Here is a 17,452-nt window from a genome sequence, read left to right as displayed (position 1 = left end):
AGCACGTTGCCGTTCACACGCCTGGATACACCCATGAATTCTGGTGTGCGCTGGAGCGGACGGCTGTTGAGTGTCACGCTGGTGGCAGCGCTGGCGGCATGGATGTTGCGCGACCTCGATGTGCAGGATGCCATTGCGCGTCTGCATCGCGGTCAACTCTACGCGATTGCCCTGGTGCAACCGCTGGTGGTGGTGGCCTATTTCATCCTCGGCTGGCGCTTCGCGCATCTTGCTGCGCCACCGGCCGTGCGTTTGCTGGTGGCGACGCGCGCGGTGGCCTTGTCGGCTGGACTCAATTACCTGCTGCCGGCCCGCACCTCGGAGTTCGTCAAGGCCCTGTACCTCAGGCGTAGCGGTGAACACGGTACGGGCGGTTTGATGGCCGCCGTGGTGGTCGAACGCCTGATGGACCTGTGTATCGTTGCCACGCTCACGACCTTGGTGGTGGCCGCGCGCATGGCCGCGTCGGCGTGGGTCGCGATCGGCGCGGCACTGGGTGCCGCGTGCTGCTTGTGGCTGTCGCCGCATGTCGCGCGGTTGGCGCTGCGCGCATCGGCCGGCTGGCGCTGGGTCCGGGCGCGGGCATTGCTCGGCGATTTCGCCGAACGTATCCATGCTTTGTCGCGTGTGCACCTGGATGCGCGCATCTGGGCGATGGGCGCGGCCGCGTGGGCGATGTCATGGGGCGCGGTGCATGTCGCCATGTGCATGACTCTGGAGCACGACGTGTCATGGAGCGCGTCCGGCCTGGTGTTCGTGGCATCAACGCTCGGTTTTGGCATCCCGGTGTTGCCGGGTGGTGTCGGCACGGTCGAAGTGGCGGCGGTTGCGGCGCAGCGCCTGCTGGGTATCGAGTTGGAGTCAGCGGTGGTGGTGGCGGCGGTGATGCGTCTGCAGCAGGTCATCGTGCCCTTGATGTGGTCGGCCGCGATCCTCCTGCGCGAAGGCGATGTATGGCGCCGCGTCAAGCAGCCTGACGAAATGCGGCTGTCGGACTAGCCACGTCATGGCTGGATCACGAGTCGCCGCGCGCGGGCGTCGGCGCGTAACGTGCGTCGTTCACTGCGCCCGCTCGAGATCGGCCCTGTGCTTCCACAAGTAGTGAGCTCGGCCATCGACGATGATCGTTCCAAGATTCTCGGCCTTGATCCGTTCGTGGGCCTTGTTGCTGACGACGTTTTCGCAGTCTACCGGGCCATAGAACTCGCTGACTCCGCGAGCGTGCATGTCGGCGCACAGTCGTTTGTACAATTCCAGGCCAACGCCATGTTCCCGGTAGCCGGGTGCTACCACCCACGTGATCCATCGTTGCGCGGGGATCGCGATCTGATCCTTGCGGGCCAGGACATTCCTGAGCACGAGCCTTAGCTGCGATGGATGAAGCACCAGCATCTTCAGTCCATACCACAGCAAGCGCAGTGGATGCTTCTGCACTACCAGGCGCGTCATCTTCGAGGCATCGGTGGTGCCTATGATGTAGCCCGCCAGCTTGCCGCTGTCCTGGTCGACGGCGACATGGGCGATGGTGGTCGGGCCCGCCGCGATGGTCGTGAAGAACAGTTCCCAGAACGCGACGTCCATTTGGGAAAACAGACCGAAATCGCGCGACAGCGCCCGCGTGTGCGCCGCCTCCCGTGCATGGGTTTCGCCCATTCTTTCGAATCGGAATCGCGAACTCGAATCGCGGCTTTCGAACAGGGCGCGGCTCACGGCGCTTTCTTTTCCAGTGCAGCGTAGATCATGAAAGGCAGATGACGGTCCAGGAACCGGTGCAGCACGGCTGGAATACGCACGCCGAGGGCCCGCGCCGGAAAGAAATGGAAATAGATTTCGCGCACGCGGAAATGCGGCTCGAGCAGGGCAATGAACTGTTGGCGCGAATAGGATTTGCCGATGGGATTTTCGGCGCCATCGTAGAGCCGCACGATTTCATCGACATCGCGGTTGTCGACCATGTCCTCGCGCCCGCGGCCCTTGAGCCCGATGCCGAGTTTGCGTAACCAGCGTCCGGCGAAATTCAAGGCCGGCCACCAGCGCAGCAGGATGTTCCGGTAGTAGACCGATACGCTGGCGGTGCCGCCCGGACGCAGCACGCGCGCGATCTCGCGCACCGTCGCTTCGGTATCGGGCGTGTGGTGGATCACGCCCAGGCAATTGACGTGGCTGAAATAGCCGTCGTCGAAAGGCAGGGATTCGGCGTTGCCGACCCGAAAGGAGGCCTTGCACTGGTAGATTTCGCAGCGCCGCTGCGCGAGTTCGATGGCCTTGTCGGTGAGGTCGCAGGCCCACAGTTCGTCGCAGCCGCGGCGACCGATTTCCACCGTCCAGAAGCCCGGCCCGCAACCGAGATCGAGCACCCGTTGACGGTAGCCCGCGGCAGGGAAGATGCGTTCGTCCATGACGCCGGCGAAGCAGTCGTCGACGTAGACCTCGCGATGCTCGGCGAAGTATTCGGCCGAACCCACCGCGAACGCCGATTCGCCGCTCCACAGCGGATTGTTCTGCCAGAATCTGCGCACGTCGTCGACGCTGGGACTCATGTGTTTTCCTTCTGTCATGGTTTTGGTCGCAGTTCGCGGATTCGTGTGCTTGCCGCGAGCCGGGCGTACTCGGCCAGCAGGCCCGCCGCTTCGCGTTCGAAGCTGAGACGCTGGCACAAGTCCTGGCGCGCGGCCTCGTCGACATAGCGCTCGCGCTCGCTCATGACATCGCCGAGCGCCGCCGCCAGCGCCGCCACGTCGCCCTGCGCGAAGACCTGGCCGAGGCGATGCCGCAGCACGAAATCACGCATGTCCTCGAGATCGGAAACCACCAGCGGCAGGCCCGCGAACAGCGCTTCGAACAATTTATTCGGCAGCGAATAGCGATAGCTCAGACAGGCGTCGGGCGCCGCGATCACGGCCACGTCGGCGCTGGCGATGAAGTCGATGAGTTCTTCGGGTGGCACCGGCGGCACCGCGTGGACGCGCGCCGCGAGGCCGAGCCGCGCGGCCTGCTCCTGCAGGGCGGCGGCGATGGTCGGCTCGGCGCGCCCGACCATGGCGAGATGAAACCCCGGCAGACGGGCGAGCGCTTCCAGCATCAGTTCGAGACCGCGATGGCGGGTGATGAGGCCGGTGTAGACCACCAGCGGTGTGTCGGCATCGAGGCCCAGCACCGTGCGCAGGCCGCGCGCCGCCGGCCGCAGTTTCGCCAGCCACGGCGTATTGCGCAGCAGCCCGACGGCCGGCAGCTGGTAGGTCGTCTCCAGCGCGCGCGCCACGCCGGGCGAGACCGTGAACACCGCATCGGCGTCGGCGATGTAGCGTTGTTCATAGGCGATGCGCCGCGCGTTCGAGGCCGCGCACCAGTCGAGATTGCGATGGGGCTCGAGCTCGTGGGAGTCGTAAACCAGGCGCGCGCCGCTCGCACGCGCGGCGAGCGCGCAGCTTTCCAGCATCCACAATTCGTGGGCATGGTAGACGTCGGCCTCGAGGGCCAGCAGGGTGGGCAGGTAGGCGTGCGCATAACGGGCGAACAGCAGGCGCACGCTGAATGGCGACGTGGCGGGCCGCACATCGCGCAGTTGATGGCGCAGCCAGGCAGTGAACATGGCGCGCAGGCCCCGCGCCGGCATATCCGTCGCTGCTGCCGCCGCCGCAACGGGCGCGCTGTCGGCGTCGGGAATGCGTTGCGGCGCGCGCACGCGCTGCCACCACAAGGTGCCGCCCGGCACCAGGTCGGGCAGCAGGGCCAGGCGACTGGCGGGCAGGCTGACGCGCACGTAGCGCACACCGTTGCACGTTTCGCGCGTGGCATGGCCGGCGCCGGCCAGGCCCACCACGATCACTTCGTAGCCGGCGGCGGCCAGCACTTCGGCGCTCTTCACCACCCGATAGTCATTGCTGCCGGGATTGTTGACGGCCATCACCACGCGCGTCACGGGGCCGGGCTCCGGTGATGCGTGGTGGCAAAGCGTTCGAGATTGCAGGGCCGGGTATCCAGGGTCGCGTTCGTCGGTGCGGATCCGCAAGCATTGTACGCGTTGCGGGGCGGGGCGCGGTTCCAGAGCCGCCATCGGCCGTGCCACAATAGCGGCCCATGCCTGCACCAGAGTCGCAATGAGTCCATTGCGCGACCATTCCAACCCCCACGACGCGTTGCTTGACGGTGACATGGCCCGCGCGTGGCGGCGCCACGCACCATGACCGCCATCGCCACCTGGTGGCGGGCGCGCCGCGCCGCGCTGGCCGTCCAACTGGCGCGGGTGCGTACCTATCGCACCGCCGTCACGCTGGTGCTGGGCGAGTGCCTGCGCCACTTCAAGTTCCCCATCCTGTGGTCGGTGGTGCTGGGCGTGGTCGGGCTCGGCGCGCAGGTCGGCGCGCTCGGCATCATCGTCTACGTGGTACGCCACTTCGAGCACGACGAGCCGACCGAATTTCACACGCCGCTGTTCGACTTCGTGCTGTCGGCCAACGAGTTCTCGCTGTTCGTGGCGGCGATCTCGGTGCTGTTGCTGCTCGCCACCTACGTGCAGTACCGCGCCCAGAGCGACATGTTCCGCGTGATGCTGGACTACGAGCAGTACGTGTGCCGGCGCGTGTTCGACATCGCCGCGCGACTGCCGGTGCCGGGCATGCGGGCCATCAACGACGTGGCCGACAAGGCACGGCTCGCGCGCCTGCTGGTGACGGTGCCGCGTTACAGCGCGGGCTTCGTCAAGCGCATCGTCGGCGCGCTGGTGCCAATTCTGCAGGCGGTGGTCGCGCTCATTGCGCTGTTCAAGTTCGACATCCTCACCACGCTCGGCGTGCTGGGCATCCTGGCGGTGTCGGGCGTGGTGTTGTACTGGGTCAACGCGCACGCCATCAAGCTTTCCCACGAGCAGGAGGGCGTGATGGGCGCGCTGGCGCAGGAGCGCGGCGAGATCATCAAGGCCCTCTACCAGGACGCCGGCCAGCAGCCCGTCAATTTCGGCGCGCACCTGCGCGGCCTCGCCTATGGGCGCGCCGGTCGCAATTACTACGACAGCCTGCTGGTGATCGATCAGAGCCGGCTGGTGGCGGGCCTCGGCGCGGCAGTGGTGCTGGGCATGGTGCTGGCCATCAAGGGCCGCGAGGTGCTGTTCGGTGGCGGCTCGATCGCGCAGTTCCTGGCCTACGTGATGGCGCTGCATTACTTCTCCACCGGCTGTCGCAACATCGCCGGCAGCTTCACCGCGCTCAACCGCTTCTACCCGGTCATAAGCCGCCACGCCCAACTGCTGCTGGCGGCAGTCGCGGCGCCCGCCACGCCGGCGGTCGAAACCATGAACGTGACGGTGCGCGAAGCAGAAAGCGATAGCGAGCGGCGCCTCACGTGGCGGCCGGGCCAGCGCGTGGGCCTGGTCCTGCCGCGCGCCGCGTCGCGTGAGCAACTGTTGCCGCTCATGAACAGCCTGCATGTGCCGGGCGTCGCGACACGCGTCGGCTTCGTCGATTATCGACTGGTGGAATTGCAGCACGACGCGCCGCCGTCGCGCGCCACGGCGGCGCTGCCGGCGGCGCCGGCAGGCCTGGTGGTGACGACCGCCAGCGCCGAAGTCGATGCGCCGCAGTCGCTGGTCGTGCATTGCGGCACCCTGGCGAACTTCACCGCCGGCAGCCTGGCTGCCCTCGACGACGTACTGCTGGTGCGCGCCGATGGGCGCCTGTTGCGCCTCGAGCCGGCCTGGGCCGAGGCCAACCGCAAAGCGGTGCAGGCCATCATCAACGAAGCCAAGGCCGCGGCCGCGGCGGCCCAGGCCGCGCGCGGCGCGGCGGCGCTGGCGCTGGACGAAGACCTGCTGTGATGGCTGTGTCGCCGCATTCGACAGGCATGCTTGCGCATGGCTGAGCCGCTGTCGGTGCTGATGCTGGTCGGCAATCCCTGCGTCAACGACACGCGCGTGTTGAAAGAGGCGCAGTCGCTGCGTCGCGCCGGCCACGCGGTCAGCGTGTTGTGCGATGACGATCACGGCCGCCTCGGCGATGCCGTGCAGGATGGCGTCGAGCTGCGACGCGTCGACATGTCGATCCTGGCGTCGCTGCCGGCCTGGCTGCAGGCGCTTTTGAACCGCGTGCGCGGCGCCCACGGGCCGGCGACGAGCGGCGCCACCACCACCCGTCCCATTGCTGCGGCGCGGACGCCACGTACGCCGCGCTGGATCAACTACGGGCCCTTGCGCCTAGTCATCAAGCTGCTGCGCCAGCGTGCCATCCGTCGCGCCGCGCAAGCACGCTGCGGCGCGCAGGCGGTCGCGGTGGTGCACGCCCATGATCTCGAAACCCTGCCGGCGGCCGCGTGCCTCGCGCGGCGCGGCGGCGCGCGCCTGCTCTACGACGCGCACGAACTCGAACGACACAGCGTCGGCTTGTCGACGCTGGAGCGCTGGGTGCTGGGCTGGCGGGAATCGCGCCTGCTGCACGGCGTGACGCGCGTGATCACGGTGACGGACTCCATCGCCCGCTACCTCGCGCGCGAGTGCCGCATCACCGAGCCGCTGGTGGTGATGAACAGCCCCAATCTCGACGAGCAGCGCGTGGTCGCGCGCGGCCTGCGTGCCGTGCTCGGCCTCGACGACGCGCAACCGTTGGCGGTGTATGTCGGGCGCCTCGCCGCGCATCGCGGTGTCGATGAAGTGCTGCCGACGCTGGCCGCGTGGCCGGCCCTGCATCTTGCCTGCGTAGGCGGCCGCGATGCGGCCTTTGCCGCCGATCTCGTGCGCCGCGCCGAGGCCGCGGGCGTCGCGGCGCGCTTGCACCTGGTCGACCCGGTATCGCCTTTCGAAGTGATCGATTTCATCCGCTCGGCCGATGTCGCGGTGGTGCTGGGGCAGGGCGTGTGCCTGAGCTACCTGTATTCGCTGCCCAACAAGATCTTCGAAGCGACGTTCGCGGGCCTGCCGATCTGTGCGTCGGACATGCCGGAGCAGCGGCGCTTCATCGAGGATGTCGGTAACGGTGTACTGGTGGACGGCGACGACAGCGCGGCCATCACGCGCGGCCTGCGCGAGGTCTACAGTCGCCGCCACGAGCTGCGTCCTGACGCCGCGCGTCTCGCCGACATCGCCAGGCGGTATGCCTGGCAGGCGCAGAGTCGCAAACTGCTCGAGCTCTACGAGGCTTTGCGATGACGCGTAAGCCACGCCCCGACACCAAGCGCGTGCTGATGAGCAACCTCGTCGACTTCGCGCGCGGCGAGGGCGATGCCGGCCACCAGTCGGCGCTGCTCACGAATTTCGTCGCCCTGGGGCACGAGGTGCGCATGCTGACGCCGGGCCGTGACGGCGCGGCGGCGGCGGTCGCGCGTTTCGGCGCGCTGGCGGTGGTCACGCCGTCGGGCACGCGCTTCGGCCTGCCCGGCATGTTCGATGCGCTGTGGCAATTGCCGAAGATCATCGAGGCGCGCCTCCGCTGGCGCATGAACATCCTCTACGTGCGTGTCACCACCTTGTGCTTCGTGCAGGTGCTGCTGGCGCGCGCGCTCGGCATGCGCGTGGTGGTCGAACACAACGGCTGGACCGCCAGCGAGCGGCGCGTGCGTGGCGGCGGCGCCTTGATGTGCGCGCTGGAACGCTGGACGCAGCTCGCCGCCGCGCGCTGTGCGCATCGTTCGCGCTGCGTGACCGACGGCCTGGCACAGCTGCTGGTGGCGGGCGGCATACCGCGCGAGCGCCTGTTCGTGGTCGGCAATGGCGTGGATCTCGACAAGTTTCGCGTGCTGCCGGTGACACGCGAGGCAGGCGCGCCGCTGCGGCTGGGATTCATCGGCTTGCTCAATCCCTGGCAGGGCGTGGCCACCGCGCTGGCCGCGTTCGCCGAACTGCGCGAGGAGCTCGAACTCGAATTCTGGATTGCGGGCGACGGCCCACTGGCCGACGCCCTGCGCGCCGAGGCGCGGGCCCTGGGGCTCGAACACAGCGTGCGCTTTCTCGGCAAGGTGGCGACCGCCGATGCGCCGGCCGTCATCAACCAGTTCGACATCGCGCTCGCTCCCTACACCTTGGGCCGCAATGCCGAGATCGGTTCGTCGGCCATCAAGGTGCGCGACTACGCGGGCTGCGGCAGGCCGGTCATCGCCGCGCGCCTGCCGGGCATCGTCGAACTGGAAGCGGCCGGCTGGTTGTTCACGCATACACCGGACGATGCGCGCGATCTGGCCAAGGTCATTCGCCGCGTGGTGGCGTTGGGGCGCGAAGCCCTGGCGGCGCGCGGCGCGCTGGCGCGCACCTATGCCGAGCAGAATTTCGATTGGCGCCAGATCGCGCGCTGGGTGATTGCCGAATGTTGAAGCCGCGCCAAGCTGGCGTCGCTCGGTGGCCCGCCGGAACGCGGGCATGAGCATGCGCCTCGGCCACGTCATTACCGGCCTCGGCGCGGGCGGCGCCGAGTTCATGCTGCTGCGCCTGTGCGCGGCGCTGGCCAGGGATCATCAACTCAAGGTCGTTTCCCTGACCAGCGGCGGGCCATTGGCGACGCAGCTGCGGGCGCGCGGCGTGCCGGTGGTGGAACTCGGTGTGCGCGGTATCTTCGATGTGCCGCGCGGCCTCGTGGCGCTGCGCCGCGCGCTGCAGGCTTTTGCGCCCGATGTCGTGCAGACCTGGCTGTGTCATGCCGATCTGCTCGCTGGCCTGGTGGCGCGTTACTCGCTCGGCGTGCCGGTGATCTGGGGCGTGCACCAGGCCGAGATCGATGCCGCCACCACGCCGCTCACCACGCGCGCGGCGCTGCGCGCCTGCGCTTGGCTTGCGAACCGTGTGCCGACGCGGGTGGTGAGCTGCTCCGAGGCCGGCCGCCGCGCGCGTATCGCGGCCGGCTTTCCCGCCGACTTGTTCGAAGTGATCACCAACGGCGTCGACCTCGAACACTTCCGTCCCGACGCGGCTGCCGGCGTGCGCCTGCGCGGCCTGTTGGGCGTGACGCCGGAGACCTTGCTGGTGGGCATGCCGGCGCGCTGGCATGCGGATAAAGATCACGCGCTGCTGTGTGCGGCGGCGGCACGCGTGCTGAAAGCGCGCCCGGCGACCTGCTTCGTGCTGTGCGGTGAGGGCATGGATGCGGGCAATGTCGAGCTGCGACGCTTGATTGAAGGCAGCGGTCACGCGCAAGACTTTCGTCTGCTCGGCTTTCGCCACGACATGGCGGCCTTGCTCGCCGGCCTCGACGTCGGCGTGCTGTCGTCGCGCACCGAGGCATTTCCCAATGTCATCGTCGAGACCATGGCCTGCGCGGTGCCGTTCGTCGCGACCGACGTCGGCGACGTCGCCGCCATCATCGGCGACAGCGGGCGAGTGGTGCCACCGCGCGATGCGGCGGCGCTGGCCGAAGGCTTGCTCGAAGTGCTGGCGGCGCCGGCAGCGGCGCGCGCGGCGCTGGGTAGCCGGGCACGTGCGCGCGCGCTCGAGCGTTTCAGTCTCGATGTCACCGTCAACGCCTATCGCACGCTCTACGACACGGTGCTGGCGCGCGCGAAAGACTCCTCATGTGCGGCATCCTAGGCGCGCTGCGCGCGGACCGAAACGCGGTGGACGCCGCCGCGGCGGCGCGCGCGCTCGACACGCTCAGCCATCGCGGCCCCGATGCGCGCGGCGAATGGCATGACGCCGCGGCCGGCCTGTGGCTCGGCCATCGTCGCCTGGCGGTGATCGATCTGACGCCCACCGGCGCGCAGCCCATGTGTTCACGCGACGGCCGCTACGTGCTGGTGTTCAACGGCGAGATCTACAACTTCAGAAGCCTGCGCGCCGAGCTCGAGCGCGACGGCGTGGCGCTGCGCGGTCATTCCGATACCGAGGTGCTGCTCGAAACCATCGCGCGCGATGGTCTCGCCGCCTGCCTGCCGCGCCTGAACGGCATGTTCGCGCTGGCGCTGTGGGACCGCCAGACCGAGACCTTGCACCTGGCGCGCGATCGCTTCGGCGAGAAGCCGCTGTACTACGGCGTGCTGGACGGCGCCTTGTTGTTCGGCTCGGAATTGAAGGCGCTGGTGTGCCTGCATGGGCGCACGCCCGCGCTCGACCGCGACGCGCTGGCGGCGTACTTTCGCCGCAACTACATTCCCGAGCCGGCCAGCATCTTCGATGGGGTGGCCAAGCTGCCGGCGGGGCACCTGCTGAGCATCGCGCGCGCCGCACTGCCGACGCTGCCGACGTCACGCGCCTATTGGTCACTGGCCGACGAGATTGAACGGGCGGCGCCGGGTGCGTCGTCGATGAGCGATGCGCAGGCAGTGAGCGCGGTGCACGACACGCTGGCGCGCGCGGTCGAGATGCGCATGGTGGCCGACGTGCCGCTCGGCGCGCTGCTGTCGGGCGGTATCGATTCGTCGCTGATGGTGGCGCTCATGCAGCGCGCGTCGTCGCGGCCGGTGCGCACCTTCAGCATCGGCTTCGCCGAAGCGGGCTACGACGAAGCGCCCCATGCGCGCGCGGTCGCGCAGCATCTCGGCACCGAGCATACCGAGCAATGCATCAGCGCCGCCGAAGCGCAGGCCGTCATTCCGCGCCTGGCCGACATTTACGACGAACCCTTCGCCGATTCCTCGCAGATCCCGAGCGTGCTGGTGGCGGCGCTGGCGCGGCGCAGCGTCACCACCGCCATCACCGGCGACGGTGGTGATGAATTGTTCGGCGGCTACTTGCGCTACGGGCTCGCGCTCGATACCTGGCGTCGCTTGCGCGCCTTGCCGGCGCCGCTGCGCGCGCTGTTGATCAAGACCGCCGGCGGCATCGCGCCCGCGCATTGGGATCGCGTGCTGCTCGGCCTTGCGCCGCTGTTGCCCGCGCGTCTGCGCTTTGGTGCGCCGGGCGACCGCCTGCACAAGCTCGCGCGTCTCGCCGCCGCGTCGGATCTCGCGGCCATGCACGCTGCCGCCGCCGAACTCGGTTCGGGCCTCGAACTGGTGTTGGGTACGCAGGGCAAGCGTTGGTCCACCAAATTCGTCGCGCCTGCAGCGCTCGATGATGCCGGCGCCATGATGTTCGCCGATGCGCTCGATTACCTGCCGGGCGACATCCTCACCAAGGTCGACCGCGCAGCGATGGCCGCCAGTCTCGAAACCCGCGTGCCGTTTCTCGACAACGAGGTGGTGGCGCTGGCCTGGCGTTTGCCACCGACCATGAAGCTGCGCGGTGGCCAGTCGAAATGGGTGCTGCGCGAAGTGCTGTCACGCTACGTGCCGCCGGCTCTCACCGAGCGCGCCAAGGCCGGTTTCGCGGTGCCGCTGGATGCCTGGCTGCGCGGCCCCTTGCGCACGTGGGCGGGCGATCTGCTCAGCGAGTCGCGCCTGCGCGCGGCAGCCTTGCTCGACGCGCGGACCGTGCAGCGCCTGTGGCAGGAACACCTGTCCGGCCGTCGCAACCATCAACACGTCTTGTGGGCGCTGCTGATGTTCGAGTGCTGGCGCGCGCGTTGGGGCGGCATGTCATGACGCCAGCCAATGATGCGCGCCCCTGCCTGTTGTTCGTGGTGACGGAGGACTGGTATTTCATGTCGCACCGCGTGGGCCTCGCGCAGCGTGCGCGCGACGCCGGCTGGCGCGTGGTGGTAGCGGCCCGCGAAAGCGAACACGCGGCGGCGATACGCGCTCTCGGTCTCGAGTTCGTGGCCTTGCCCTTCGAACGCGCGCTCACCTATCCGTGGCGCGATCTGCGCCTGTTGTTGACCTTGCGCGGCGTGATGCGTGAACTCGCGCCTAGCCTGGTGCACCTCGTGTCGCTGAAACCGATCCTGCTTGGCGGGCTGGCCTTGCGCCTGCTGCCGCGCGCCTGTCCGGCGGTGCTGGCGTTTACCGGCCTCGGCTACATCTTTTCATCGCGTGCCGGTCTCGCGCGCCTGTTGAAGCCCTTGGTCATTCGTCTGCTGGCGTCGGTCGCGCGCCGCGACGACGCCTGGGTGCTGGCGCAGAATCGCGACGATCTCGAACTGCTGACTCGCTGCGGCATCGCCTCGCCGCGACGCGCCAGTATCATCGCCGGGGCGGGGCTGGACCTCGCCGAGTTTCCCGCCACGCCGCTGCCGCCGCGCGACGGCGCGCTGGTGGTGCTGCCGGCACGCGTGCTGCGCGACAAGGGCGTGTATGAATTCGTGGCCGCCGCCGCCATCGTGCGTGCGCAGCGGCCGGACGTGCGCTTCGTTTTGGTCGGCGCCCACGACACCGCCAATCCCGGCGCGGTCGATGCTCGCGATCTCGACGCGTGGTTGGCCACGGGCGCGGTCGAATGGTGGGGCCATCGGCGCGACATGGCGGCGGTCTACGCGCAGGCCTATATCGTGTGCCTGCCGTCGTGGCGCGAGGGCTTGCCGCGCGCCCTGCTGGAAGCGGCGGCCTGCGCGCGTCCACTGGTCGCCACCGACGTGCCCGGCTGTCGCGAGATCTGCATCGCCGATGAGACCGGTCTCGTGGTGCCGGCGCAGGATGCCGAGGCCTTGGCGGCGGCCCCTGCTGCGCATGCTCGACGATGCCGCGCTGGCGGCGCGCTGCGCGCTGGCGGCGCGCGCGAAAGTCGAACGCGAATTCACCCTCGCACGCATCGCCGACCAGACCCTGGCGCTCTACCGGCAGCTCGGTGGCCGAGCATGAACGCGCGCATTGTCATCGACGAGGTCGGCGGCGCCGGGCCGAAGCGCGTGCTGGTCAGCGGTGCGAACGGTTTCGTGGGCCGTGTGCTGTGTCGTGCGCTGGCCGCGCGTGGCGTGGAAGTGATAGCGCTGGTGCGCGACGCATGCGCACTGCCGGAGGTGCGGCAGGTGCGCGCGGTCGGTGATTTCACCGCGGTCGCCGATTGGCGGCCGTGGCTCGCCGGTGTCGATGCCGTCGCGCATCTCGCCGCCGTCACCCATGACGGCACGCGCGGCGCATCGAGTGCGCACTTTCACGCGCTCAATGTCGATGTCAGTCGCGCGCTGGCCGTGGCCGCCGCCGAGGTCGGCATCCAGCGCTTCGTGTACCTGAGTTCCATCAAGGTCAACGGTGAATCCTCGCCGCGCGATGGCGAGCGTCTGCATCGCTACAGCGCGGATGATGCGCCGGCGCCGGCAGACGACTACGGGCGCAGCAAGCTCGCCGCGGAACAGGCCTTGACGGCCGCGTGGCGCGGCGTCGACGGCGCGCTGACGATACTGCGACCGCCGTTGGTTTACGGACCGGGGCAGAAGGGCAACCTGCCGCGTCTCATGTCGCTGGTGGCGCGCGGCGTGCCCTTGCCGTTTGCCGCGCTCGATAACCGGCGCAGCCTCGTCTACGTAGACAATCTCGCCGCCGCCATCGTGCGTGCGCTCGGCATCGCCACGCCGGGCGTGCGTTGTTATACCTTGGCCGACGTCGAGGTCTCGACCGCCGAACTGGTGCGCGCCATGGCACGCGGTCTCGGTGTGCGGCCGCGGCTCGTGGCCGTGCCGGCGACGCTGTTGGCGCTCGCATCGGCCGTGCCCGGCATCGGCACGCGACTGCGACGCCTGGGCGGCAACCTGGTGGTCGACACGCGCGCCATCGAGCGTGAGCTCGACTGGCACGCGGACCTGTCGTTCGAGCAGGCGATGGCCATCACCTGCGCGGCCTGGCGCGACGCGAACCCATGATCGTGTTCGAGTGCCTCGCGGTGTTGCTGCTTGCCGCGCTGGCCTGCGCGGCGGCGACCCGGCGCCTCATTCCGCTGTTGCAAGGCGCGGCGGTCATCGACGTGCCCAATGCGCGCAGCCTGCACGCGGCGCCGGTGCCGCGCGGCGCCGGCCTCGCGATCGCGGCGGTGGTGCTGGCCATGCACATCGCGCTGCTCGCGAGTGGTGTATGGTCCGGCCCCGCGCCGTGGGTCATGACGGCGGTGGCGCTTGGTTTCGCGGCGCTCGGCTGGGCCGACGATCGCGCCAGTCGCGGCGTGGCGATGCGTTTCGGCGTACAAGCCTTGTTGAGTCTGGTGTTCGTCTACGGCGCATTGCCGGCCGAATACGCTTGGGCCGAGCGGGCGCTGTGCGGCCTGGCGCTGGTGTGGGCGGTCAACCTGTTCAACTTCATGGACGGCGCCGATGGCGTGGCGGGCGTGCAGGCCGGCGCCGCCGCGCTGGGCCTGGCCGCCTTGTTTGTCATGGCGGGCGACACCGGCGCGGCGCTCGCGGCGGTGGCGATAGCCGGCGCGGCGCTCGGTTTCCTGCGCTGGAACTGGCATCCGGCGCGCATCTTCCTCGGCGACGCGGGCAGCTACTTTCTCGGCTTCGAATTGGCCGCGCTGGTGATGCTGTCGGCGCGCGGGCAGGGCGTGCCGTGGTCGGGGCTGGTGCTGGTCGCGCCGTTCGTGACCGATGCGAGCCTGACGCTGCTGGCGCGCGCCTTGCGCGGTGTGCCGGTGTGGCGCGCGCATCGCGAGCATGTCTATCAACGCCTGGTGTTGCAGGGCTGGTCGCCCGCGCGATTGAGCGTCGTGCTGGCAACCTTGCTCGTGCTCCTGTGTTGGCCGGCGGCGGCCTTGGCGCGCGCCCACGGCGCGGCTGTTGCACTGCCGGTGTATGGGCTTCTTGCTATCATCTGGCTATGGCTGCATCGCACCTTGCCACTGTCCCGTTCATGAACCCGGAGCGCTGAACCGGTGTCGTTCACGCCCCGTCTCAAGATCATCCTGCATGACCTGCTGGCCATCGCCTTGGCGTGGATGCTGGCCTTGTGCGCGCGTTTCAATTTCGCCGTGCCGCCCCCGCAGCACCTGCATGCCGGCCTCATGGCATTGCCGGTGGTGGTGGCGGTGCAGGCGGCGCTGGCCTGGCGCTTCGGTCTGTATCGCGGCCTGTGGCGTTTCGCGAGCCTGAAGGACCTGTGGAACATCATCCGCGCGGCGGTGCTGGGCACGGTGTGCATCGGCCTGTCGCTGTTCCTCATCAGTCGCCTGGTCAATATTCCGCGCTCGATGTTCGTGCTCTACCCGCTGTTCCTGATGGCGCTGCTGGGCGGGCCGCGTTTGGCGTTCCGCCTGTGGAAGGATCACTCCTTCAACCTGCGCAGCGTCACCGCCGCGACCCGCGTGCTGGTGGTGGGCGGCGGCGAGGGCGGCGAAGGCGTGGTGCGCGACATGCTGCGCGACGGCGGCTACCTGCCGGTGGGCATCGTCGACGACGATGCGCGACTGGCCCGTTCGCGCATCCACGGCGTGCCGGTGCTGGGGCGCATCGCCGACATTCCGCAGGTCGTCAAACGCCGCGACACCGACATCATCATCATCGCCATTCCGAGCGCCAGCAGCGCGCAGATGCGCCACATCGTCGAACTGTGCGAAGCGAGCGGCAAACCTTTCCGCACCCTGCCGCAATTGCACGACATGGTGTCCGGCCGCGCCAGCATGAATGCCTTGCGCGACGTGAAAATCGACGATCTGCTGGGGCGCGACAAGGTCGTGCTCGACTGGCAGCGCGTGCAATCGGCGCTGGCCGGCAAGGTGGTGCTGGTCAGCGGCGGCGGCGGCTCGATCGGCTCGGAGCTGTGTCGCCAGGTGGTGGCGCTGGGGGTCGAGCGGCTGGTGGTGTTCGAACAGTCCGAACACAATCTCTATCTCATCGAACGCGAACTGCGCGGCGCCTATCCGGCGCGTCATCTCGACTTCGTGCTGGGCGATGTGTGCGATCGCGCGGCGGTGGAACACGTCTTTCAGCGTTTCAAGCCGGCGCTGGTGCTGCACGCGGCCGCCTACAAGCATGTGCCGATACTGCAGAACCAGGCGCGCGAAGCGGTGCGCAACAACGTGTTCGGCACGCTGGAGATGGTCGAGGCCGCCGAGCGTCACGGCACCGGCAGCTTCGTGCTGATCTCGACCGACAAGGCGGTGCGCCCGAGCAGCATCATGGGCGCCACCAAGCGCCTGACCGAACTGTTGTGCGAAACACGCAAACGCCGCGCCGCCACTCGCTACATCACCGTGCGTTTCGGCAATGTGCTGGGTTCGGCCGGCAGCGTGGTGCCCTTGTTCCAGGCGCAGATCGCCGCCGGCGGACCGGTCACCGTCACCCACCCCGAGGCGCGCCGCTATTTCATGACCATCGCCGAGGCCAGCCAATTGATCCTGCAGGCGGCAACGGTCGGCAGCGGCGGCGAGATCTTCGTGCTCGACATGGGCGAGCCGGTCAACATCACCTATCTCGCCGAGCAGATGATTCGCCTGTCGGGCCGCGAGCCTCGTGTCGACATCGAGATCGTCTACACCGGCCTGCGGCCGGGCGAGAAGCTCAACGAGGAATTGTTCCTCGACGCCGAAAAGCTGACGCCGACGCCGCATCACAAGATTCGCCTTGCCCAGCACGTGGAAGTCGAGCCGCGGCAGCTGGCCGAGCTGCTCGCAGCGCTGGCGCGCGCGGTCGAGACCTTCGACGAGGCGGCCATCGAGCGCCTGCTGCGCGAAGCGGTGCCGGATCTCGGCGTCGTGCAGCCGGGCGCCACCGACACCGCCAAGGTCATCGCCTTCAACCGCGGGCCCGTGTAGGTGCGAATTCATTCGCACATCCAGTGACGCGATCGAATGGCCATCCTTGGTGTGCGAATGAATTCGCACCTACAGGGTCACTAGTGATATCGAGATAAATCAGGAGCAGTTACTTTCCATGAAAGTCAGAAAAGCCGTATTTCCCGTCGCTGGTCTCGGCACGCGATTTCTGCCCGCGACCAAGGCCAATCCCAAGGAAATGCTGCCGGTGGTCGACAAGCCGCTCATCCAGTACGCCGCCGAGGAAGCGGTGGAAGCGGGCATAGAAGAGCTGATCTTCGTGACCGGGCGCACCAAGCGCTCCATCGAGGATCATTTCGACAAGGCCTACGAGCTCGAAAGCGAGCTGGAGAAGGCCAACAAGCACAAGCTGCTGGACATCGTGCGCAACATCCTGCCGCCCCACGTGTCCTGCACCTATATCCGCCAGGCCGAGCCCCTGGGCCTGGGGCACGCGGTGCTGTGCGCGCGGCCGGCGGTCGGCAACGAGCCGTTCGCGGTGCTGCTGGCCGATGACCTCATCGACGGCCACGGCACCGGCTGCATCAAGCAGATGGTGGAAATGTACGACCAGCACCAGTGCGGCGTGATAGCCGTGCAGCCGGTGCCGCGTGAAGACACCGACAAGTACGGCATCGTCGCCACCGAGGTCATCAACCAACACCTGAGTCGCATCACCAGCATCGTTGAAAAGCCCAAGCCGGCGGTCGCGCCGAGCACGCTGGCGGTGGTCGGGCGCTACATCCTGCCGGGGGAGATCATGAACATCCTCGCCACCACCAAGCGTGGCGCCGGTAACGAGATCCAGCTGACCGACGGCATTGCGACCCTGCTGGCCAGCCAGCAGGTGCTGGCCTACCAGTTCAAGGGCACGCGCTACGACTGCGGCTCCAAGCTCGGCTACCTGCAGGCGACGGTCGACCTTGCGATGAAGCACCCGGAAGTGGCGCCGGAATTCGCGGCCTGGCTGGCTAGGCGCCAGGGCTGAGGCTC

General features: G+C 68.5%; 13 protein-coding genes. 10 read left to right on the top strand and 3 right to left on the bottom strand.

What is annotated here, in order from left to right; translation table 11 throughout:
* Nucleotides 1-33 precede the first annotated feature (33 nt).
* The gene (locus IPM80_23050; GenBank protein ID MBK8961223.1) at nucleotides 34-999 is read left to right on the top strand and encodes a flippase-like domain-containing protein; all 966 of its coding nucleotides are present in this window, start codon (nucleotides 34-36) and stop codon (nucleotides 997-999) included.
* A 60-nt stretch (nucleotides 1,000-1,059) separates the two neighbouring features.
* Here the strand turns inward: IPM80_23050 and IPM80_23045 are convergent, their stop codons facing one another.
* Genes IPM80_23045 through IPM80_23035 form a run of 3 tightly spaced genes read right to left on the bottom strand, consistent with a single transcriptional unit; the run spans nucleotide 1,060 to nucleotide 3,922 of the window.
* Nucleotides 1,060-1,710, bottom strand: coding sequence for a hypothetical protein (locus IPM80_23045; protein ID MBK8961222.1), 651 nt, complete (start codon nucleotides 1,708-1,710; stop codon nucleotides 1,060-1,062).
* Nucleotides 1,707-2,540, bottom strand: a complete 834-nt coding sequence (locus tag IPM80_23040; GenBank protein ID MBK8961221.1) for a class I SAM-dependent methyltransferase — start codon at nucleotides 2,538-2,540, stop codon at nucleotides 1,707-1,709. Before IPM80_23040 ends, IPM80_23045 begins: the two co-directional genes overlap by 4 nt.
* 14 nt (nucleotides 2,541-2,554) lie before the next feature.
* On the bottom strand, nucleotides 2,555-3,922 hold the full coding sequence (locus IPM80_23035) for a glycosyltransferase family 4 protein (GenBank protein ID MBK8961220.1): 1,368 nt from the start codon (nucleotides 3,920-3,922) through the stop codon (nucleotides 2,555-2,557).
* A 261-nt stretch (nucleotides 3,923-4,183) separates the two neighbouring features.
* Here IPM80_23035 and IPM80_23030 point away from each other — a divergent pair, with 261 nt between their 5' ends.
* From IPM80_23030 to galU, 9 genes are all read left to right on the top strand, one after another.
* The gene (locus IPM80_23030; GenBank protein ID MBK8961219.1) at nucleotides 4,184-5,812 is read left to right on the top strand and encodes an ABC transporter ATP-binding protein; all 1,629 of its coding nucleotides are present in this window, start codon (nucleotides 4,184-4,186) and stop codon (nucleotides 5,810-5,812) included.
* A 36-nt stretch (nucleotides 5,813-5,848) separates the two neighbouring features.
* Entirely contained in the window at nucleotides 5,849-7,135 is a 1,287-nt protein-coding gene (locus IPM80_23025) for a glycosyltransferase (GenBank protein ID MBK8961218.1), read from the top strand.
* Nucleotides 7,132-8,292, top strand: a complete 1,161-nt coding sequence (locus IPM80_23020; protein MBK8961217.1) for a glycosyltransferase — start codon at nucleotides 7,132-7,134, stop codon at nucleotides 8,290-8,292. The genes IPM80_23025 and IPM80_23020 overlap by 4 nt, the downstream gene beginning before the upstream one ends.
* Before the next feature lie 46 nt (nucleotides 8,293-8,338).
* Nucleotides 8,339-9,499 (top strand): glycosyltransferase, encoded by a 1,161-nt coding sequence (locus tag IPM80_23015; GenBank protein ID MBK8961216.1) that lies wholly within the window; start codon nucleotides 8,339-8,341, stop codon nucleotides 9,497-9,499.
* A complete protein-coding gene (asnB, locus tag IPM80_23010) occupies nucleotides 9,484-11,430 on the top strand; it encodes an asparagine synthase (glutamine-hydrolyzing) (protein MBK8961215.1) in 1,947 nt (648 codons plus the stop codon). The genes IPM80_23015 and asnB overlap by 16 nt, the downstream gene beginning before the upstream one ends.
* On the top strand, nucleotides 11,427-13,580 hold the full coding sequence (locus IPM80_23005; protein ID MBK8961214.1) for an NAD-dependent epimerase/dehydratase family protein: 2,154 nt from the start codon (nucleotides 11,427-11,429) through the stop codon (nucleotides 13,578-13,580). Before asnB ends, IPM80_23005 begins: the two co-directional genes overlap by 4 nt.
* Nucleotides 13,577-14,563: a glycosyl transferase gene (locus IPM80_23000; GenBank protein MBK8961213.1), complete on the top strand. Its 987-nt coding sequence runs from the start codon at nucleotides 13,577-13,579 to the stop codon at nucleotides 14,561-14,563. The genes IPM80_23005 and IPM80_23000 overlap by 4 nt, the downstream gene beginning before the upstream one ends.
* 81 nt (nucleotides 14,564-14,644) lie before the next feature.
* A complete protein-coding gene (locus tag IPM80_22995; protein ID MBK8961212.1) occupies nucleotides 14,645-16,459 on the top strand; it encodes a polysaccharide biosynthesis protein in 1,815 nt (604 codons plus the stop codon).
* 118 nt (nucleotides 16,460-16,577) lie between these two features.
* Nucleotides 16,578-17,447: a UTP--glucose-1-phosphate uridylyltransferase GalU gene (galU, locus tag IPM80_22990; protein MBK8961211.1), complete on the top strand. Its 870-nt coding sequence runs from the start codon at nucleotides 16,578-16,580 to the stop codon at nucleotides 17,445-17,447.
* The last annotated feature ends 5 nt before the right edge of the window (nucleotides 17,448-17,452 follow it).

It is taken from the genome of Pseudomonadota bacterium, from assembly GCA_016719885.1.
Lineage (GTDB): Bacteria > Pseudomonadota > Gammaproteobacteria.
This window is presented reverse-complemented; position numbering and strand designations above follow the sequence as displayed.

Coding starts and splice junctions, on each gene's coding strand:
- IPM80_23050 (MBK8961223.1), top strand. CDS start 34: ATGAATTCTGGTGTGCGCTGGAGCGGACGGCTGTTGAGTGTCACGCTG.
- IPM80_23040 (MBK8961221.1), bottom strand. CDS start 2,540: ATGAGTCCCAGCGTCGACGACGTGCGCAGATTCTGGCAGAACAATCCG.
- IPM80_23030 (MBK8961219.1), top strand. CDS start 4,184: ATGACCGCCATCGCCACCTGGTGGCGGGCGCGCCGCGCCGCGCTGGCC.
- IPM80_23025 (MBK8961218.1), top strand. CDS start 5,849: ATGGCTGAGCCGCTGTCGGTGCTGATGCTGGTCGGCAATCCCTGCGTC.
- IPM80_23020 (MBK8961217.1), top strand. CDS start 7,132: ATGACGCGTAAGCCACGCCCCGACACCAAGCGCGTGCTGATGAGCAAC.
- IPM80_23015 (MBK8961216.1), top strand. CDS start 8,339: ATGAGCATGCGCCTCGGCCACGTCATTACCGGCCTCGGCGCGGGCGGC.
- asnB (MBK8961215.1), top strand. CDS start 9,484: ATGTGCGGCATCCTAGGCGCGCTGCGCGCGGACCGAAACGCGGTGGAC.
- IPM80_23005 (MBK8961214.1), top strand. CDS start 11,427: ATGACGCCAGCCAATGATGCGCGCCCCTGCCTGTTGTTCGTGGTGACG.
- IPM80_23000 (MBK8961213.1), top strand. CDS start 13,577: ATGATCGTGTTCGAGTGCCTCGCGGTGTTGCTGCTTGCCGCGCTGGCC.
- IPM80_22995 (MBK8961212.1), top strand. CDS start 14,645: ATGCTGGCCTTGTGCGCGCGTTTCAATTTCGCCGTGCCGCCCCCGCAG.
- galU (MBK8961211.1), top strand. CDS start 16,578: ATGAAAGTCAGAAAAGCCGTATTTCCCGTCGCTGGTCTCGGCACGCGA.